This window comes from Streptomyces sp. NPDC097617, assembly GCF_044761485.1.
Lineage (GTDB): Bacteria > Actinomycetota > Actinomycetes > Streptomycetales > Streptomycetaceae > Streptomyces.
Genome location: NZ_JBIWCL010000018.1, coordinates 118,950 through 135,641, shown reverse-complemented (window position 1 = coordinate 135,641; position 16,692 = coordinate 118,950). Strand labels below are relative to the sequence as shown.

The window sequence follows — 16,692 nt, the reverse complement described above, 5'->3', positions numbered from 1 at the left end:
CAGGGAGGCCGCGGTGGTTCAGGCGGCGGTGCCCGAGAGGGCGAAGGCGGTGACGCCGAGGAGGGTGATGCCCAGGCGGATCGCGGTGATCCCCAGCGCGGTCGGGGCGGCCTGAGCGGTGGTGGCAGGTGCGGACAAGCGGGTGTGCTCCAAGGGCAGGTGGGGAGGGGCGGCCACGGCGTGCAGGGCAGGGCGTGGCCGCCCGTGGAGGGTGGGGACCCGTCGCGACTCGTCGCGTGCCTGGTCAGGGCAGGTACGGGTGCGGTGTTGATGTCGAGTCGACTCGTTGCGGGCCTGTGACTCGTAACCGGGCTGACCTGCGGCGCGACGGGTCGCGACGGGTCGTGCCGGGTCAGGCGCCGGTGGCGGGTTCCGGCTTCGGCTCGGGGCAGTAGCGTGCCCAGGAGTCGGCGAACTGCAGGCGGGTGAAGCCCTTGGCCTGCCTGTCGTCGGGGAAGCGCCGGTTGGCCGAGCTGATCCCGTAGTCCTTCAGCAAAATCTGCAGACCGCGCGGGGTGAGCCCCTTGTCGGTGTGCTCCGGCCAGGGCGTCTCGTCGTCCTTGTTCAGGATGTCGAGCAGGCGGCTGGTCCGGATCACCGCAGGGTCGCCCTCGGTGGCGAAGGCGCGGCGGATGTCGGCCAGGAGGCGGATGCCCAGGCCGCTGCTGTCCTGGTCCTGCTCGGCCTCGTGGCTCGTCATCGCCTGGCAGGCGGTGCGGGCGAGGGCGGGCCACTGGCCGCCCGCGAGGTCGGCGACGGCGACGGCGACGGCGACGGCGACGGCGACGGCGACGGCGACGGCGACGGCGACGGCGACGGCGACGGCGACGGCGACCAGAGGCTCCCAGGTATCGGCCGCCCGGTCCTCAACCGGCATGGCAGGCGCCATGCCCATCGCCGTGGCGTGGAGCGGCGTCAGCCAGGCGGCGAGGCGGCGAGGCGGCGAGGCGGCGAGGCGGTCGCGAAGGGCGTTCAGCGCGGGGATGTCGCGGGCGGAGCGGAATTCCGCCACGCTCTCGCCGGGCCTGCGGCGGCGCATCCGGATCACGACCGAGCGGTCCATGATCGTGTCGGGCAGATCGCCGATGCCGGCGAGGGCCGCCATGGCGAAGGTGGGAAACTTCGACACCTCGTGGTTGGGCCCGGAGACCCGCAGGGTCGGCCGGTTTCGCTGGGCGCCCGCGTTGATGAGACCGCGCAGCTCCTCGTTCTTCTCCGCCACCTTCGCCGAGCCGAAGAGGGTGTCGGCCTCGTCGACCAGCAGAGTCGGCGGGGTCTCGGTGATCGACCGGAAGATCGCGGCGGGAGAGGCGTTCACCGTGACCAAGGGGTCGTGGACCGTCTCGGCGACGACGTCCAGCAAACGCGACTTACCGCACCGCTTCGCGGGACCGACCACAGCCAGGCGCGGCGCGTGCTGCCAGGCGGTCTGCAGATGAGTGGCCGCCACCCACAGCGTCACCGCCGTGAAGGCCTCCTCGCTGGGCAGTACGACGTACTTCTTGACCTTCTGCCGCAGGTCGTCCAGCGCCTGCTCGCCTTCGGCCATGGGCCGAGGGCCGAGGTCGGCGGGCTGGGCCGGGAGGCTGGGGGACAGCTCCTCGCCGGGCTCCTTCCGGCGGTCTTGCAGGTGGGCGCCGGGCTGACCGGGTATCGCCGTCACGGGCCAGACGGTCTTGGCGGTGGGCTGGGTGTGTTCCAAGGGGCAGCTCCTTCTTCGTGGGTTGTGGGCATGCGGCGGTACCCGGGCACCGGGTGGTCCGCGCGTCGCGGGTGGGGGAGGTTGTGGGGGCCTCCGGCGTCGATCCGCCGGGGAATTCGCCACCGGGCGCAGGCAGTTGGCTGCCCCGGGGGAACACGAACAGTACGTATGGCCCTGGCCACAGTCCAGCAATATGTGTCAGCTCCGCGCAGAATCCTCCGGCGCGGAGCCGGGCGGTCATGCGGCCAGTCCCAACAGGCCCAGCAGGTCGGCCCGGTGTGAGCAGATCGCCCGCTGCAAGCCGAGCAAGGCCGGCAGGCCGGTCGCGGCCGAGCGGGCACTCCTGGCCGCCGAGCGGGCCAAGCTCGATGCGATGGAGCCCTTCCGGAAGCCCACCGGCCCCGCGACCCGGCAGAGCGTCCGCCGCACCCTGCGGGCCGCGCTGAACGGAGCCATCCGCCAGCAGCTCATCACGTTCAACCCGGCGTCCCACGTAGAGCTGGAGTCCGGCAAGCGCCCGAAGCCGCTGCTGTGGACGGACGCCCGCGTGGAGCGGTGGCGCATCACCGGCGAGAAGCCCTCCCCCGTCATGGTGTGGACCCCGGCCCAGTTCGGCGCCTTCCTCGACGAAGCCGAAGGCGACCGGCTGTACGCCCTCTTCCACCTCTCCGGCACCCGCGGCCTCCGCCGGGGCGAGTGCGTCGGCCAGGAGTGGTCCGACGTCGACCTGGACGGCGGGCAGATCACGCCGGCCAAGGAGATCGTGGTGGACGGCTGGGACCCGTACGAGTCAGCACCGAAGACGGACGGCAGCGCGAGCACGATCGCCCTGGACAGCCTGAACGTCGCCGCGCTCCGCGAGCACCGCACCCGTCAGCTGAAGGAGCGGGAGAAGTGGGGGCCGGCCTGGCAGGACACCGGAAAGGTCTTCACCCAGGAGAACGGCGCCTGGCTCCATCCCGAGACCGCCTCGGAGACCTTCCGTCAGATCCTGGCCCGCACCGACCTGCCGCCGATCACCCTTCGTGATCTGCGCCACGTCTCGGCCACGCTCACCCACGGCGGGGGCGGCGACCTCCACACGATCAAGGAGACGCTCCGCCACTCCACGATCACGCTGACCTCGGGCACGTACACGAGCCTGCTCCCCGAGGTCGACCAGGCAGCCGCAGAGGCGGCGGCGCAGCTGGTGCCTCGTGCCCGCTCGTCCGCCTCCTGACCATGGGATGACGGGCCGTCCGCTCACGCACGAGCCTGGAAACGACTGAGCGCCCCACCGGGCCGAAACCGGGTGGGGCGCTCAGTAGCAGGTCAGAGGGGTTAACCCCCGCCTGTGAGCGGTAGGCCATGTCGGACTCGAACCGACAACCAACGGATTAAAAGTTCGAATTCGGACGTGTCGCCGGATGATGCCGGATGACAATTCCCGGCTCCCATGCCGGTCAGCAGGCCAGAGCCCCACCACCGCGTACCGGCCCCTGTCGGGCCTCTACAGCGCGTCCGTGACCACGACCGTGACCACGTGACCACCGCGCCCCCGACACCACGACGGCGCCGCCCAGTGCTCGTAACACCAGGCGGCGCCTTGAGCCGAAGCCCTTCCGGTACAAGGAGCCAAGACCCTTGCACGACCGTACCCGCCCACCCCGCGACTACCTCGCATGGGCCGCGCTCGCCGCCGCCCTGGTCGTCACCGCATCCGCCGAGTACGCCCTCGCCCGCGCTGCCGGGCTCGACGAGTGGACTGCCGCAGCCCTGCCCGCCGCCCTCGACATCTACGCCGTACGGGCACTGCGCGCACGGCGCGACGTGGCTAGTGCCGTTGCCGCGATGATCGCCACGAACGCCGCGGCGCACCTCGTGTCCGCCGGCCTGCTACCCGTGGCGTGGCCGCTGGTCGTCGGAGTGTCCGCCATCGCTCCGCTTGTCCTGTGGCGCGTGCACAGGCTCGCCGACGTCGAGGCCATCGTCCGGACGCGCGAGCGGACCCTCACCGCGGCTGCACCGGTCACCCCGCCGCCCACGGCGGAACCGGCCGGCTACCCGGTTCAGGTGACCGATCCGCCTGCGGTCCAGGTGACCGCCGAGCCACCACTCGACACCGACCAGGTCGGCACCGCGCCGCAGGCATCACCGCTGGTCATCTGCGGTGACCGCCAGGTGTACCGCCTTGAGGTACCCGCCGCCGACAATGACGACGAGGTGCCCATCGAGCAGCCCGAACGGCTGTCTACTGATGCCGCCCGTGTCGTCCTCGAATCGTGCTGGTCAAGGGGCACCCCGCCAGCCGAAGCAGCGCGCCTAGCTACCCGCAGCAACTCGTACGCGAAGAAGGTGTTCGCCCGCCTCGACGACGCCCGCGGCCCGGCACTGCGCGCCGCCTGAGGTCGCAGCGGATCCCCCCAGGGGACTGACGCTCTGACGTAGATCGTCCCTCAGCACACGGCCCCCGGTTCCCGGGTCTCGGAACCGGGGGCCCTTGCGCTCCTCAACTCCGAGGGAGTGGGTAGGCGGATCAAAACGCCCTGAGCTCCCCGCGCTGGATGGCACAGACGAACGTGGCGAACGCGGACGGCTCGAAGATGAGCGCCGGGCCGTGCGGGTCCTTGCTGTCACGGACAGGGACGGCATGGGAGATCCCTTGTCCCACCTCAACACAGTTGCCGCCGTTGGTGCTGTAACTGCTCTTGCGCCATGCAACGGACAGCTTGCTTGCGCTGATCATCGGTTCAGTCCTTCCAGGTGCGCGCCGATCAGGTCGGCGGTTGCGTCGGGCGACAGGGCTACGGCCCTGAGCAGATCATAGGAGCGAGCGGCCTCGGCTACTTCGGTCATATCGAGCGCGATGCGGCCCTGTCCGAAGCCGTCCACGTAGAGCACATCTGGGCCTTCGTTGAAACCCAGGATCGTGAACGGCCCGGCGAGACCTGCATGAGCTGGGACGTTCGTCGGGATCACCTGGATCACGGTGCGAGGTTTCTCGCTCGCCTTCAACAGGTGTTCGAGCTGGGCCCGCATCACGCCGGCTCCGCCGATGGGCCTGAGCAACGCGTGCTCGTCTACCACGCACCACAACCGGGGCGGAGTCTCCCGCTCAAGGATGTCTTGGCGGCTTATCCGCGCCGCAACGAGATCGTCAAGGTTGTCCGGGCGGACGGCGCTGAGCATGGCTCGGGCGTACTCCTCCGTCTGCAAGAGGCCGGGCAGGATCTGGCTCTCAAAGACACGCATCGACGTAGCGTCTCGCTCCAGCTCGATGAACGGCAGGAACCACTTCGGGTATGCGTAGCGGATGACGAGCGGGTGCAGCCGGCCGAAGTGCCCGCCGGTGCCGAACGCCTCGTCAAGATCGTGAACTAGGTCTTCGGATGGCACTCGCTGAGCCGACTCGACCTTGCTGAGCATCGATTGCGTGGTGTGCGCCTTATGGGCCGTTTTCGCTTGTGACCATCCAGCCTCGGTGCGGATGCGCAACAACTCCGAGCCGAAGAAGGCGAGTAGCGACGAGGTGGGATCCGGGCCGTCGGTCTCTGCGGTCATCTGTCCAACTGCCTTTCATGACTCTCGCCCTGTCATGGCTACACGCCTAGCGGGCCTACAAGCACGGGGCAACCCTGGAACTACGCAAGGTGACGTACCCAGCGAAAGGCGCGGCACGCATGAGCGGGAGAGTGCCGGAAGCGCAGGGGAACGGCGGGACCGTTGAGCCTGCATACGTGCCGAGGGAAGGGGAGTTGACCACCGATGCCCGGACGGGCCGAGTAGGGATCGTGACGGCCTGGGACGGGGTTCTCCTCACCCTCAAGGCGCCCAACGACGACGTGTGGGAGACGGGATCGTTCCGGCGGCCAACCGCACGTGAGCGCCTGGTGCCGCTCGTTGCCGAGGCCAACAAGGAAAGCCATCAGGGACGGGGAAGCCTGTGATTCGGAGCTTGGGCGATGACGAACCGCGAGTCCTGATGACGCTTCGGGTGTCGCGGGATTCGGGCCAGACGTGGTCACAGACGCTCCGCGTTCATTCGGGCGATCCGTACGTCGTCCTGTCGGACCCGGGTCGCTACCCGCCTTGCGAGTGCGCCCGCTGCGTCGACTCCTCGACCTTATCGGCCCGCGCTCTGCGTCCGGCTTCGATCGATTCAGGGGCGGCGTAGTGCACTGCTTAGGCAGGTGGGCCCTGCGCCGGTTCGGTCGGTTCGCCGGCCCTCTGTACCTCGTGATGATCTTCGGGTCGCTGGTGCTGCTCGCCGTAGGTGTGATCGCCACCTCGTAGCCGCTGGTGTCTCCTGCTGAACCTCAGCAGCGTGGCCTTCGCGCTCGGCGCTCCGGCGCCACCTAGACCCCCGCTCTGGTCGCGGGAGCCCCCTTGGAAGACCTCGCCATCCGGTGGGGTGGGGCTCATCCGGCTCCCCCGCCGTGTGACCAGAGCGGGTGCACCAAGGCCCCCGCTCGGCTGCATGACCTGTCCAGGGTCAGCCGGTGCGGGGGCCTCCTTCATGCCCACTGTGTTACCGCGGACTACTCGTCGAGGTACAGCAGCGCGGTGATCGTCTTCTTGCAGACGTCACAGTGCATCGGGGCCTCGATGCTGGCGAGGTCGGCCTCGATGGACGTGATGCGGTCCACGACCCCGGTCTGTACCTCGCCCTGCCATGCGACGTGCCACCGCTCGGTGTTCTCCTGGAGGCGCGACACGTAGCCCCGCGTCATCTCGTAGAACGCCCGGACGCCGTGCTCCTTCATGTAGCCCCAGTTGAACTCAAGGCTGCGGAGCACGACGGGGAACGGGTGGAGTGCCTGTGTGCGGCCCCAGGTCTCCAGCACGTCCGGCACGTCGAGCCTGCCGGCCCGCTCGTCCAGGACGTTCCACATGCCCGACTCGTCGTAGTCGCCGAGCACCTGGTCCAGGATTCCGGCACAGCGCCGGAGATTCGCCTTCTTCGCCTCGAAGACCCGCGCAACCTCGGCGTGGGTCTGGTCCGAGGACTCCTTGCGCGCCTTGCTGATGGCTCGGGTCAACTCTGTGCTGAGGGCTGCCTCATCACAGAGCGAGTCCCCGAAGCTGAGCCACGGGTCCGGAAACCCGCGCTCGGCCGTGATCTCGAAAATTCGATCGCCTTGCGTTCCCATCCGCTCCTCCTTGGAACGAGTCGGCAGCGGAGGGGTCCGCTGCTCAACTGGATGGTGCGCACCGCCGGGAGAGTTCTTCGGCGGCCTGATCAAACGGGACCTGGACCTGTTCACCGCTGTCCATGTCCCGCAGGGTGACGGTACCGGCCTCACGTTCGGCAGCGCCGTAAATCACGCAGAATCGGGCCCCCTGGTCACTCGCCCATTTCATCTGCTTGGCGAACTTTCCGCTTGACCCGAGGTAGACACCTGTGCGGACTCCAGCACGGCGGATCTCGGCTGCCAGGCGGAAGCTGTCGGCGGCCTGGTCCTCGCCCATGACCGTGACGGCTACGTCGATCTGGGAGTAGGTGGCTTCGTCTGGTTGTGCGAGCAGGGGCAGGATGCGTTCGATGCCCAGTGAACCGCCGCACGCAGGGGAGTCCTTGCCTCCAAGTCGGCCGATAAGGCCGTCGTACCGGCCTCCGGAAGCGATCGATCCGGGCATGCCGGGGGCGACTACCTCGAAGATGATCCCCGTGTAGTAGTCGAGTCCCCGCACGAGGTTTGGCGTGAATCCGATGCGCTCGGCGGGGATGGCGTCCTTGGTGAATTCTAGGAGCCGGTCCACCTCGGCCAACCCGGCTTGACCGGTTTCGCTGGCCTTCAGCTCATCCCGGATGCGCTCGACGGAGTCGGGGGCAGTGAGGTCGCCGACCAAGCCCTCCGCCACCTCTGGCGACAGTCCACGACTGGCTACCAGCTCGGTCACGACCGCCTCCGGGGAGAGCTTGTCGAGCTTGTCGAGCGTGATCAGCACGCCGCCACCGAGATCGTCCGGGACGCCGTACGCCTCCAGCAGACCGAACAGAACGTGCCGGGAGTTCAAGAGGAAACGGAACTCCGGCACGCCGAGCGACTCAAGGGCGTCGTGCAGCGCAAGAACGACCTCCGCGTCCGCAAGCGGCGAGGATGAGCCGACGATGTCCAGGTCACACTGAACGAACTCACGGAACCGCCCCTTGCCGGGCCGATCTGCTCGCCATACCGGCGCGATGGCGTACCGCTTGTACGGCGTGGGGAGCTGACTGCCGTAGGCGGCTACTGCTCGGGCCAGAGGGACAGTGAGGTCGTAGCGAAGGGCGAGGTCTGCCTCTCCGGTCGCTTCATGCTCGCCGCGCCTGAGGATCTTGAAAATCAGTTTGTCGCCCTCGTCGCCGTACTTGCCGGTGAGCACGTCCAGCCGCTCGAATGCCGGGGTCTGAAGAGGCTGAAAGCCGTAGCGGGCGAACACGGAACGGATAGTCGCGAACGCGTGCTCACGCCGCTCGAACTCGGCGGCGAGGAAGTCGCGCGTCCCGGACGCGGGGTCGAACTGCTTCAAGGAGGCCATGCGAGCCATAATCCCGGAAGCCAGCGGCCCGGGGCAAAACACATCGGCCGGTGTCTCAACCCGATCCATGCGAACGCTTTACCCCGCGGCCGGTCGGAGGGACCTGAGCAGCGGGGCTCTGTCGCTTCCTATACGGCTGTGCGGCCGGTGAGCCGGTCGTACAGGGCCTGATCTTCGGTGTAGGCGCGTACGCGGTCGGCATAGCTCATGGCGTCCAGTTCGGCCGTGGTGGTCGGCAGGGTAAAGGTGTCGGGCGAAGGCTCCGCGGCGCGCTGGGAGTACTCGGCCCATCGCCGGTATGCGGGGGACACGTACCCGGTCGGCTCCGGTGCGTGCCGATGCATGGTGGCCTGGTGGTGATTGTCGTCCGTGATGTGCGCGCGGTCTGTCACTTGGTGCTCCCTTCGGCCTGCGTGCTGGCGAGGTCGAGGAGCCGGCGCACCGGGTAGGTGTGGCGATATGCATGCTCAGACATTGGGGCCTGCATGAATGCCGCGCTGCCCGGTGGCATGGATACGTCGTACGCCTGGGTGATCTCGTCCAGTAGGGCGACGAGGGCCGGCCCCGTACCGATGGCGGCGCGGTAGGTGCCGGTCTCGATGGACAGGGTTGCGTGCTGGGGCTCGACGGTCGGTGCGGTGCGGCACGCGGGCGCAGTTTCTACGTCAGCTGCCGGGTCGCTGGCAAAGCGCGTGATAGCGGGGGCGTCGGCCTGCCTGAGCAGGTGTGCGGCTTCGGCAATGGCGTCGTCGTGAGCCTTCACGATGCCGAGGAGAGCAGCGATGGCCGCACGGGCGTTGTCGTAGGCGGCGGCCACCGTGGCGGGGTCGGCGGCGTTGTCGACCAGGCGAACGGCACGCGCCACGGTCCGTGCTCGCTTCCGTTCGGCGGCCTCGGCGGCGAAGCGTTCGACCTTGCGGCGGGCGGCTTCGGCCCTCAGGCGGGCGAAGCGGCTCAGTTCCCGCTGCTCCGTGAGCTGCTGCGGGGTGATCATGATGTCGCCGTCAAGTACGGCTTCTTCGAGGGCGGCGAGAAGCTGTTGCGCTTCGGCCTCATCCCGTTCGGCGATGGTGACCTCGTCGGCCGGCGGTTCGATGGTGTGGGTCATGCTGCGTTGGCTCCTGCTCGATGTCGGTAGTGATCAAGTGCGGTGCGGTCGATTGCCCAAGCGCGGGCGCCGAGGCGGCGGGCGGTGAGGGTTCCGCGGCGGGCGAGGCGTCGCACGTACTCGGGGGTGCATTCGAGGAGTGCTGCGGCCTCGTCGACCGATACTTCGACCACCGTGGCAGGGGGCGGCAGCGCAGTACCGATATCGGAACTGTGTTCGAGTTCGGCGCGCTGGGCCGCCTCGTGCAATGCGTAGAGCAGGCGGCGCACCCCGGGGCCGACTTCCCCGCCGTCGGCGCGGATACGGACGGTGATGTCGCGCACGAGGGCGCGTAGGACGTCGCCCGCTACGGCCGGAGGGATGACGACTGATCCGTCGTCGAGGGTGAGGTCGAGGGACTGCTCGGGCTCACGATTCCTACGGATTTGATATCCGGTGGAGGACGCATCGCTGCTGGCCACAGAGGGGGTGCTCACGCGGTGGTCACGGCTGGGACTGCTCATCGGTCGCCCCTTCGCGCGCGCTTGCTGCCTGCGCGGTTCGCTGGGCTCGCCACATCGCGGCGCGGGCCCGCTTGTTGGCGCGTTGTTGGCGGTGCTCCTCGGCCTCGCGGGCGTGGCGCTGCTCGAACGTCTCGCGGTGTTCGAGGTACTGCTCGGTTTCCCGCATGGTGCGCGGTGCCTTACGGCCGGCGCGGATGTCGGCGTCTCGTTGTGCCCGCTGTTGGGCTCGCAGCCATGCGAGGAGATCGGCGCGGTTGCTCATCGGGTGGCCTTTCGCGGGTCGAGGGCTGTGGAGTGCTGGGCGATGCGGCGCAGCGCGCGGCGGGTGATGCGGGTTGGGCGCTCGGATTCCTCGCGGGCGCGCTGCTCCTGGAACGCTGCGCGGGCGGCTGCCTGTCGGGCCCGCAGCAGGCGGCGGACGCGGCGTCGTTCGGTCCCGGGGGTGCCCTGGACAAGCGAGGGGCCGGCTGCGGCAGTGAGGCGGGTCAAGAGGTCGGCTGCCTCGGCGGTGCTCTCGGTCAACTCGGCAGCCAAGGCGCGGAGCATCGAGAGGGAGGGGCGCCGCTCGCCGCGCTCCAGTCGGGTCACGGTAGAGGCCGTGGCGCCCACTCGGGCGGCGAGGTGGCGTGCGGACCATCCGCGGGCGGTCCGCGTGGCGTGCAGGAGCGTGCCAAGGGTGGCGGCGAGGCGAACCTGTTCGCGACCGGTCACGATGCCGGACGCGGTCGCGGGGATCGGCGTTGCCTGACGCGCGGGTGTGCGTGCGCGCGTCGCGAGCGACCGGTCGCGGTCGAGGTGCGGAGTGTTCATCGGGGGGTCTTCCTTCGCGCGTGCGCGCGAGACAGGGAACGTCGCGGGGCGACATTGGCGGATACAGGGGCGGGCCCCGTGCGTCGTTGTCGACGATCTGGGGCCCGCGGTGAGGCAGCGTGCTGGGGCGGGGGCTTCCGTCCGTCCCCTGTCCCCCCTCTAAAGAGGGGGGACAGGGGGGACAGGTCGTCGGGTGGTGCCCTGCCTCCTGCTGTCCCCGAACTGTCCGGGACAGGTTTGACCTGCTGTTTCTTCCTTCCTGTCCCCGTTCCTGGGGACAGGCGGTTTGTCCTATTCACCCTGTCCCGTTCCCGGCATGTCTTCGAGGGTGCTCGGGGACAGGCCGTTGGGGGCGCTTGTTCGGTTCTTGCGGTGCTTGGCTACGTCGCCGAGTACGTCGTTCCGGGCCTGGATTCCGAGGCGGGTGCACTCGGTCCGCAGGCGGTCACGGCCGGCCTTGGCTGGCACCCCGGCGCGGTCGAGGGCGTCGGCGATTTCGTCGACGCGGCCCTGATAGCTGGTGCGCGCCTGCGACTCTCCGGCCGTGTCCAGCTTGACCAGGACGACGGAAGTAACGGGCGTGCCGTCTTCCTTGGCCTCGCCGTCGAGGATGACCTGATGGATGCCGAACGCAAGGTCGGGCAACTCCTCGTCGTCCTTCTGCTTTCCGGTTCTGAGTGTGATGACGGGGCCCGTGTCGGTGTCCTTGCGGGTGACTCCGAGTTCGGTCTGTAGGGCGCCTTTTACGGCGGTGGCTCCCCGACTGCGTTCGGTGTCGTGGCCGGTGTGGTGGACGAGGAGCAGGCAGGCGCCGCAGGCGGCCCGTAGGCGTTCCATCTGATCGACGAAGCGGCCCATCTCCGTGTTGCTGTTCTCTTCGACGCCTACGGTCACGCGGGCCTGTGTGTCGACGATGACGAGGGCGGGCTCAAGCCGCTTACACACCTCGACCAGTACGGCCCATTCGGGGTCAAGGGCCTGCACGGGTCGGGGCAGGAACTTGACGCCTGTCATGCGGCGGCCGTGGTGCTGTTCCCATGCGCGGACGCGCTTACGGATACCGCGGATTCCCTCGGCGACGAGGTACAGGACGGGCCCGCGCTGGGTGTCCTGCCCATGCCATGGCAGGCCGGTTGCGACGCACGCTGCAAAGTCGAGCGTGAGGAACGATTTGAACGTGCCGGATGGGCCGTAGAGCCGGGCGAGGCTGTCGCGGTAGAGCAGGCCATCGACCACGGGCTCAAGAGGTTCGATGTTGTCGAGGGCGTCGCTGTCGAGGAGTTCGCCGAGCAGTCCCTCGACGCGCAGCTCGAAGTGCTCTTCGGAAGAACGTCCGGCCGCGCCCTGGTCCGCCTCGTCGGGGGGCGCGACCTTGGCGAGTATGGCCTCGATATCGAGGCCGGCGGGGGCGGTCATGCGCTGCTCCGGGGATTGCTGGTGCCGGCGCGCATGCCGGAAGTGACGGTGGCCTGCACCTCGCCCGGCGTAAGGCCGATGGACTGCCCGGCGGCGAGCAGGGCCTCGACGGCGAGCCGGGTGTCGAGGCGTCCGGCTCCGGCGAGAGTGCCGAGATTGAACGCGGCTCGGTGCAGGGTGTCGTTTCGGGTACCGGGTTGGGCGGCGAGGACGGTTTCGAGTTCACCGCGCAGGGCTGCTGCGGTGTAGCCGGTGGCGTTGCGGAGGACAGCGGGCATGGCGGGGCGCGGCAGGACGATGGGCTTCGGGATGGCACGCTCGGCGAGCCACGCGGGGAGCGGCAGGGGTTCGGCGTCGGCGGGGCCAGTCAGCCACGTGTACGGCTGCCCGGCTGCGGTCGAGGGCGGAGCGACGACGTAACCCCCAGCGGCCCGTACATCGACCTTCCACCCGACGCGGGATGCGGAGTTACGCACCTCGCGATCTTCGGGGGCGCGGTAGTACAGGTGCGTGCCGCCCGACGTGGTGCGAACGGTCGGCGTGGTACCGAACGGGAAGCGGTCGCCGTGGTGTTCGTAGAGCAGGGCGAGCACGTCCTCGCCGCTGGTGATGCCCTCGGCCGGTGGCTGATCACCCTTGGCCGTGTCGAGGTCGACGACGACCAGGGCGGAGGGACCGCAAGCGATACCGACGCCGTACGGAACGGCGTCCCAGCATCGGCGGATGCGGTCCGGTTCGACGGTGGCGCGCTGCTCCCATCGGTCGACAGCAGGCCGCTTGTCGTTGGGGCGGAGCGGAAAGACGTGCATGCCGCGCGCGGCGAGGTCGAGCACGTGCTCGACTGCTCGCCGCGCGGGCGCAGTGCGGGACTCGATCACGCGGGCATCAGCCTTTCGGTGACTTCCCAGAGGGCCCAGCCTGCGGCGAGGCAGCGCCCCCGCTCCGCGGCGAGCTGCTGATCGTCGAGGCCGTATGTAGAGGGCCCGCTCGGCGCGGGGTCGCAAAGGGCGGGATCACGGTGCCCGCACGGCAGGGGCGGAGTACGGAGGGCGGCGCGCCACCTGGGCGCGGTGGGGAGTGTCATCGGGCGCGGCTGGTGCGGTGGGCCCGAACGTCGGCCGTGGTGGCGCCTTGCGCCTCGGCGATGGTCCACCACAGGCCGACCTCGGCGGCGGCGCTCTCCACGCCGCCTCGGTCGCCCTGCTCGATGGCGAGGTCATAGGCGTCGAGGGCTTGCGCGGCACGTGCTATGGCGGTGCGTGCAATCATGAGGTGTGGTGCTCCGTACGTGAGGGGGCCCGGGTTGGCTGGCGAGCTAAGTCCCGGGCCCTCTTTGTCTGTGGGGGTACTGCGAGGGCTCTCGCCGGGGTTGCCACCCTGGTGAGAGCCCGTCTTCATGCGGCGGGGGTAGGGGCAGGCTGCTCGATGCCGAGCAGGTCGAGCAGGTCGACGCGGCGCGCTCGGTACTGCGCTCCGAGGCGTAGCAACGGCACGGGGAACTTGCCGCGGCGGGCGAGGTCGTAGGCCGTGGTCCTGGAGATCCCGCAGGCACGGCCGGCGGTGACTAGGTCTACAGCGGCGGGCAGCGAGAGGACTTCCTCGACAGTGAGTCCGCGACTACTACTCATGCGGCGCGCTCCCCTCGGATGTCGAGGCTGAGCAGGTCTGCCCACCGGAGCGCCACCGCGGAGCGCGGTACTGCTCGGCCGGTTTCCCAGCGGGAGACAGTCGAGGGGCGGACTCCGAGGGTGGCGGCCATTTCCCGGAGGCTGATTCGACGGGCAATGCGGACAGCACGCGCTTCACCCACTGCGGCGAGGCGACGCACCGTGCTGACTCGGTGAAGGTCATCGGGCGACATGCCGGAAGTAGAACACCTTCCGGGAGCGTTGCGCAACAGTATCCTTAAATGTGGCGAAACTTCTTCCGTATGTGTTGCGTAACCGTTCCTGGTTCATGCACGATGGCCCCATGCCCAGCTCTCCAGACGAACCCGACGGCCCCGAGCCCGTACACATCACCGTGTCCGACATCGAACCGGTCGACGGGGGCCCGGATGGAGCCGTCTCCGTATCTGTGACGGTGACCGATCCGAACGCGCCCGGTCGCGCCGCAGTCTTCGAGTACATCGCCGTACCCGGATACCGGCTCTCACCTATCGCGATCACCGTGCGTCCCGCACCGGGGCTGCCCTATGCCGAGTACATCTCGGTCAAGCCGAGCGATATGCGAGACCTGCCGCTCTCACGCTGGGAGTCCGCAGCACAGTTCCAAGCTGAGATCCAGCTGGGCCGCGGCGGACCTGGCGGTCCGTACCCGGTAGGTGACCAGACGGGCGGAGCCGAAGAGCTTGTCCTCAAGCACTTCCCGGAGCTAGCGAATGACACGACGCCGGCGGGCCTTCGGAAGATGCGAAGCATGACGCACCTCGCGAGCGTCGCAATCGAGTACGCGACGCACTCGATCTTTGGTGTGAAGGACCCTGCCGGAGCCATCGCACGTGCACGCGAGGCGAATCCGGCGACCGTACGTTCGTGGATTCACCGGGCACGCAAGGCGGGGTTCCTGCCAGAAACACAACGCGAGGGAGGACAGCAGTGAAGGGCTCGACCTACAAGCGGTGTAAGTGCCCTGCCACTTACGACACCAAGGGCAACCGGCGGAACTGTCGCAAGGACCATGGCGCCTGGTACTACGTCGCCGACGTCGGTTTCGGACCGGACGGGAAGCGCAAGCAGGCCCGCAAGGGTGGTTTCCGCACCGCGGACGACGCCGAGAAGGCGCTCGCCAAGCTGCTCGGCCGGGTCAACGAAGGCAGCTACACCCACGACGACGGGCAGACCGTCGCCGTGTGGCTCGAAACGTGGATGGAGTTGAAGCGGCGGGCCGGCCTGCGCCCCTCGACGATCCGCGCGTACCGGAGCCACATAGATGAGTACCTCGTGCCGCACCTCGGCCGACTGCGCTTGCGGGACCTGCGGCCGTCGCACGTCGACCAGCTGCTCGCCACCCTCGACAACGGGAAGCGGAAGGCCGCTACGGTTCGCCGGATTCACGCGACGCTGCGCAGCGCCCTTTCAACGGCCGTACGTCGCCGCATGATCACTTTTAACGCGGCCAAGGATGTCGACCTGCCGGCCTCGCAGCGCCCGAACGTGAAGCCGTGGGAGCCCGCCGAGCTAGGCCAGTTCCTCGACTCGATCGGTACACACCGCCTCGGCGCCATGTTCGAGGTAGTCGCCGGTACCGGCCTGCGCCGCGGTGAGGCCGTGGGCCTGCGCTGGGACGACATCGACCTCGCCAGCCGCGTGATCGTGGTTCGGCAGCAGATCGTCCAGGAGTCCGGACGGAAGAAGAACAAGCAGGAGCCCGCCGCGTGTCCCTACTGCGACGCCGGACACCTCGGCGTTTCATTCGGCAAGCCCAAGACCGCGTCCGGCGAGGATCGCATCATCGACCTCGACGAGGTCACGGTCGGCGCACTCATCGCTCACAAGCTGCGGCAGGACCAGGAGCGTGGGACGTGGGGCAAGGCATACGCCGACCACGGTCTCGTGTTCGCCCGTGAGGACGGCAAGCCCCTGCGCCCCGACGACGTCACGAAGTTGTTTGGCGCCCTGGTCGAGGAGGCCGGACTACGCCGCATCCGGCTTCACGACCTGCGCCACGGTCAAGCGTCCCTCATGCTCGCCGCCGGCATCGATATGGCGATCGTGTCGAAGCGGCTCGGTCACTCAACCATCACCATCACGTCGGACACGTATTCGCACCTGCTCGGCGGCGTCGGACGGGACGCCGCAGACCGCGCATCGGCCCTTGTACCGCGCGCCCGCCGCACCGCGCCGAAGGCACCAGCCGACGGCGATCGTGACCACATGGTGACCACCCCGCCTACGGATTCACCCGCCGGGCAGATCCCGGAGACGCCGGAACCCCCGTTGACGCAGGTCAACGAGGGTTCCGCCCCCGAAGGGGTGAGTAGGCCATGTCGGACTCGAACCGACAACCAACGGATTAAAAGTCCGCTGCTCTGCCAATTGAGCTAATGGCCCTCCAGGTGCTCACCCCAGAGCATAGCCGGACCGCGCCGGTCAGCCGATCGGGTATCCCCCGCCCGGCCTGTCGCCACCGCCGCCGGGCGCCTCGGTCCGGTCCCCGAAGGGGCGTTACGCACCATCAGCTTCCGGGAGCGCCGGGAGCGAAGAAAGGGCCCGTACGGCACCTGGGTGTCGTACGGGCCCTTTCTCAGGGGTTCAGCTCAGCTGCGATCAGCCGTTGCGCTTCCAGCGCGGCTTGTCGTCGCGGCGGCCACCGAAGCCACCGGTGGAACCGGCGGAACCGGAGCCGGAGCCGGAGCCGGACGGACGGTGGTCGTCACGGCGGCCGTACGGGCGGTCGCCGCCGCCGGAGCGGAAGCCACCGGACGGACGGTCGTCACGACGGAAGCCACCACCGGACGGACGGTCGCCACCGGAGCGGAAGCCACCGGACGGACGGTCGTCGCGGTTGAACGTGCCCGAGGGACGGTCGTCGCGGTTGAAGGTGCCCGAGGGACGGTCGTCGCGGCGGAAGCCACCACGGTCGCCACCACGGTCATCGCGGTTGAAGCCACCGGACGGACGGTCGCCACCACGGAAGCCACCACCGGACGG

18 protein-coding genes, 1 tRNA gene and 3 pseudogenes are annotated in these 16,692 nt (G+C 69.0%); 5 read left to right on the top strand and 17 right to left on the bottom strand.

The window, feature by feature from the left end; translation table 11 throughout:
- Positions 1 to 352: 352 nt before the first annotated feature.
- Positions 353 to 1,702 (bottom strand): DUF3631 domain-containing protein, encoded by a 1,350-nt coding sequence (locus tag ACIQZO_RS26365; protein WP_403630495.1) that lies wholly within the window; start codon positions 1,700 to 1,702, stop codon positions 353 to 355.
- 271 nt (positions 1,703 to 1,973) lie between these two features.
- Between ACIQZO_RS26365 and xerC the strand changes: the two are divergent.
- Together xerC and ACIQZO_RS26355 are read left to right on the top strand one after the other, a co-directional pair.
- Positions 1,974 to 2,921: pseudogene (gene xerC / locus ACIQZO_RS26360) on the top strand (tyrosine recombinase XerC); the annotation flags it as partial.
- A gap of 404 nt (positions 2,922 to 3,325) precedes the next feature.
- Positions 3,326 to 4,087: a hypothetical protein gene (locus tag ACIQZO_RS26355; protein WP_403630492.1), complete on the top strand. Its 762-nt coding sequence runs from the start codon at positions 3,326 to 3,328 to the stop codon at positions 4,085 to 4,087.
- A 130-nt stretch (positions 4,088 to 4,217) separates the two neighbouring features.
- On the opposite strand, the gene ACIQZO_RS26350 is transcribed toward ACIQZO_RS26355, so the two are convergent.
- Both ACIQZO_RS26350 and ACIQZO_RS26345 read right to left on the bottom strand, forming a co-directional pair.
- Complete coding sequence (locus ACIQZO_RS26350; protein ID WP_403630490.1) at positions 4,218 to 4,427, bottom strand: DUF397 domain-containing protein; 210 nt, start codon at positions 4,425 to 4,427, stop codon at positions 4,218 to 4,220.
- A complete protein-coding gene (locus ACIQZO_RS26345; RefSeq protein WP_403630487.1) occupies positions 4,424 to 5,242 on the bottom strand; it encodes a Scr1 family TA system antitoxin-like transcriptional regulator in 819 nt (272 codons plus the stop codon). Before ACIQZO_RS26345 ends, ACIQZO_RS26350 begins: the two co-directional genes overlap by 4 nt.
- A 194-nt stretch (positions 5,243 to 5,436) precedes the next feature.
- Between ACIQZO_RS26345 and ACIQZO_RS26340 the strand changes: the two genes are divergently transcribed.
- Positions 5,437 to 5,628: a hypothetical protein gene (locus tag ACIQZO_RS26340; protein WP_403630485.1), complete on the top strand. Its 192-nt coding sequence runs from the start codon at positions 5,437 to 5,439 to the stop codon at positions 5,626 to 5,628.
- A gap of 591 nt (positions 5,629 to 6,219) precedes the next feature.
- Here the strand turns inward: ACIQZO_RS26340 and ACIQZO_RS26335 are convergent.
- From ACIQZO_RS26335 to ACIQZO_RS26280, 12 genes are all read right to left on the bottom strand, one after another.
- Complete coding sequence (locus tag ACIQZO_RS26335) at positions 6,220 to 6,831, bottom strand: hypothetical protein (RefSeq protein ID WP_403630482.1); 612 nt, start codon at positions 6,829 to 6,831, stop codon at positions 6,220 to 6,222.
- A gap of 43 nt (positions 6,832 to 6,874) precedes the next feature.
- A complete protein-coding gene (hisS, locus tag ACIQZO_RS26330) occupies positions 6,875 to 8,203 on the bottom strand; it encodes a histidine--tRNA ligase (RefSeq protein WP_403630479.1) in 1,329 nt (442 codons plus the stop codon).
- Between the two features lie 128 nt (positions 8,204 to 8,331).
- A complete protein-coding gene (locus ACIQZO_RS26325) occupies positions 8,332 to 8,595 on the bottom strand; it encodes a hypothetical protein (protein ID WP_403630476.1) in 264 nt (87 codons plus the stop codon).
- The gene (locus ACIQZO_RS26320; protein WP_403630473.1) at positions 8,592 to 9,311 is read right to left on the bottom strand and encodes a hypothetical protein; all 720 of its coding nucleotides are present in this window, start codon (positions 9,309 to 9,311) and stop codon (positions 8,592 to 8,594) included. Before ACIQZO_RS26320 ends, ACIQZO_RS26325 begins: the two co-directional genes overlap by 4 nt.
- A complete protein-coding gene (locus ACIQZO_RS26315; protein WP_403630470.1) occupies positions 9,308 to 9,814 on the bottom strand; it encodes a helix-turn-helix domain-containing protein in 507 nt (168 codons plus the stop codon). The genes ACIQZO_RS26320 and ACIQZO_RS26315 overlap by 4 nt, the downstream gene beginning before the upstream one ends.
- Positions 9,795 to 10,076, bottom strand: coding sequence for a hypothetical protein (locus ACIQZO_RS26310; RefSeq protein ID WP_403630468.1), 282 nt, complete (start codon positions 10,074 to 10,076; stop codon positions 9,795 to 9,797). Before ACIQZO_RS26310 ends, ACIQZO_RS26315 begins: the two co-directional genes overlap by 20 nt.
- Positions 10,073 to 10,624, bottom strand: a complete 552-nt coding sequence (locus ACIQZO_RS26305; RefSeq protein ID WP_403630465.1) for a multiprotein-bridging factor 1 family protein — start codon at positions 10,622 to 10,624, stop codon at positions 10,073 to 10,075. Before ACIQZO_RS26305 ends, ACIQZO_RS26310 begins: the two co-directional genes overlap by 4 nt.
- Before the next feature lie 291 nt (positions 10,625 to 10,915).
- Positions 10,916 to 12,040 carry an AAA family ATPase gene (locus ACIQZO_RS26300; protein ID WP_403630462.1) on the bottom strand — a complete coding sequence of 375 codons (1,125 nt, stop codon included), beginning with the start codon at positions 12,038 to 12,040 and terminating at the stop codon, positions 10,916 to 10,918.
- On the bottom strand, positions 12,037 to 12,918 hold the full coding sequence (locus tag ACIQZO_RS26295; protein ID WP_403630459.1) for a bifunctional DNA primase/polymerase: 882 nt from the start codon (positions 12,916 to 12,918) through the stop codon (positions 12,037 to 12,039). Before ACIQZO_RS26295 ends, ACIQZO_RS26300 begins: the two co-directional genes overlap by 4 nt.
- 202 nt (positions 12,919 to 13,120) lie before the next feature.
- Complete coding sequence (locus ACIQZO_RS26290) at positions 13,121 to 13,309, bottom strand: hypothetical protein (protein WP_403630457.1); 189 nt, start codon at positions 13,307 to 13,309, stop codon at positions 13,121 to 13,123.
- 125 nt (positions 13,310 to 13,434) lie between these two features.
- Positions 13,435 to 13,668: a helix-turn-helix domain-containing protein gene (locus ACIQZO_RS26285; protein ID WP_403630454.1), complete on the bottom strand. Its 234-nt coding sequence runs from the start codon at positions 13,666 to 13,668 to the stop codon at positions 13,435 to 13,437.
- Positions 13,665 to 13,901, bottom strand: coding sequence for a helix-turn-helix domain-containing protein (locus ACIQZO_RS26280; RefSeq protein WP_403630451.1), 237 nt, complete (start codon positions 13,899 to 13,901; stop codon positions 13,665 to 13,667). Before ACIQZO_RS26280 ends, ACIQZO_RS26285 begins: the two co-directional genes overlap by 4 nt.
- Positions 13,902 to 14,011: 110 nt before the next feature.
- On the opposite strand from ACIQZO_RS26280, the gene ACIQZO_RS26275 reads away from it, so the two are divergent.
- Positions 14,012 to 14,641, top strand: coding sequence for a hypothetical protein (locus tag ACIQZO_RS26275; RefSeq protein WP_403630448.1), 630 nt, complete (start codon positions 14,012 to 14,014; stop codon positions 14,639 to 14,641).
- A pseudogene (locus tag ACIQZO_RS26270) lies at positions 14,575 to 15,801 on the top strand (tyrosine-type recombinase/integrase); the annotation flags it as partial. The gene ACIQZO_RS26275 and the pseudogene ACIQZO_RS26270, both read left to right, overlap by 67 nt.
- A 218-nt stretch (positions 15,802 to 16,019) precedes the next feature.
- Here ACIQZO_RS26270 and ACIQZO_RS26265 read toward each other — a convergent pair.
- Together ACIQZO_RS26265 and ACIQZO_RS26260 are read right to left on the bottom strand one after the other, a co-directional pair.
- A tRNA-Lys gene (locus tag ACIQZO_RS26265) sits at positions 16,020 to 16,092 on the bottom strand.
- A 216-nt stretch (positions 16,093 to 16,308) separates the two neighbouring features.
- A pseudogene (locus ACIQZO_RS26260) lies at positions 16,309 to 16,692 on the bottom strand (RNA helicase); the annotation flags it as partial.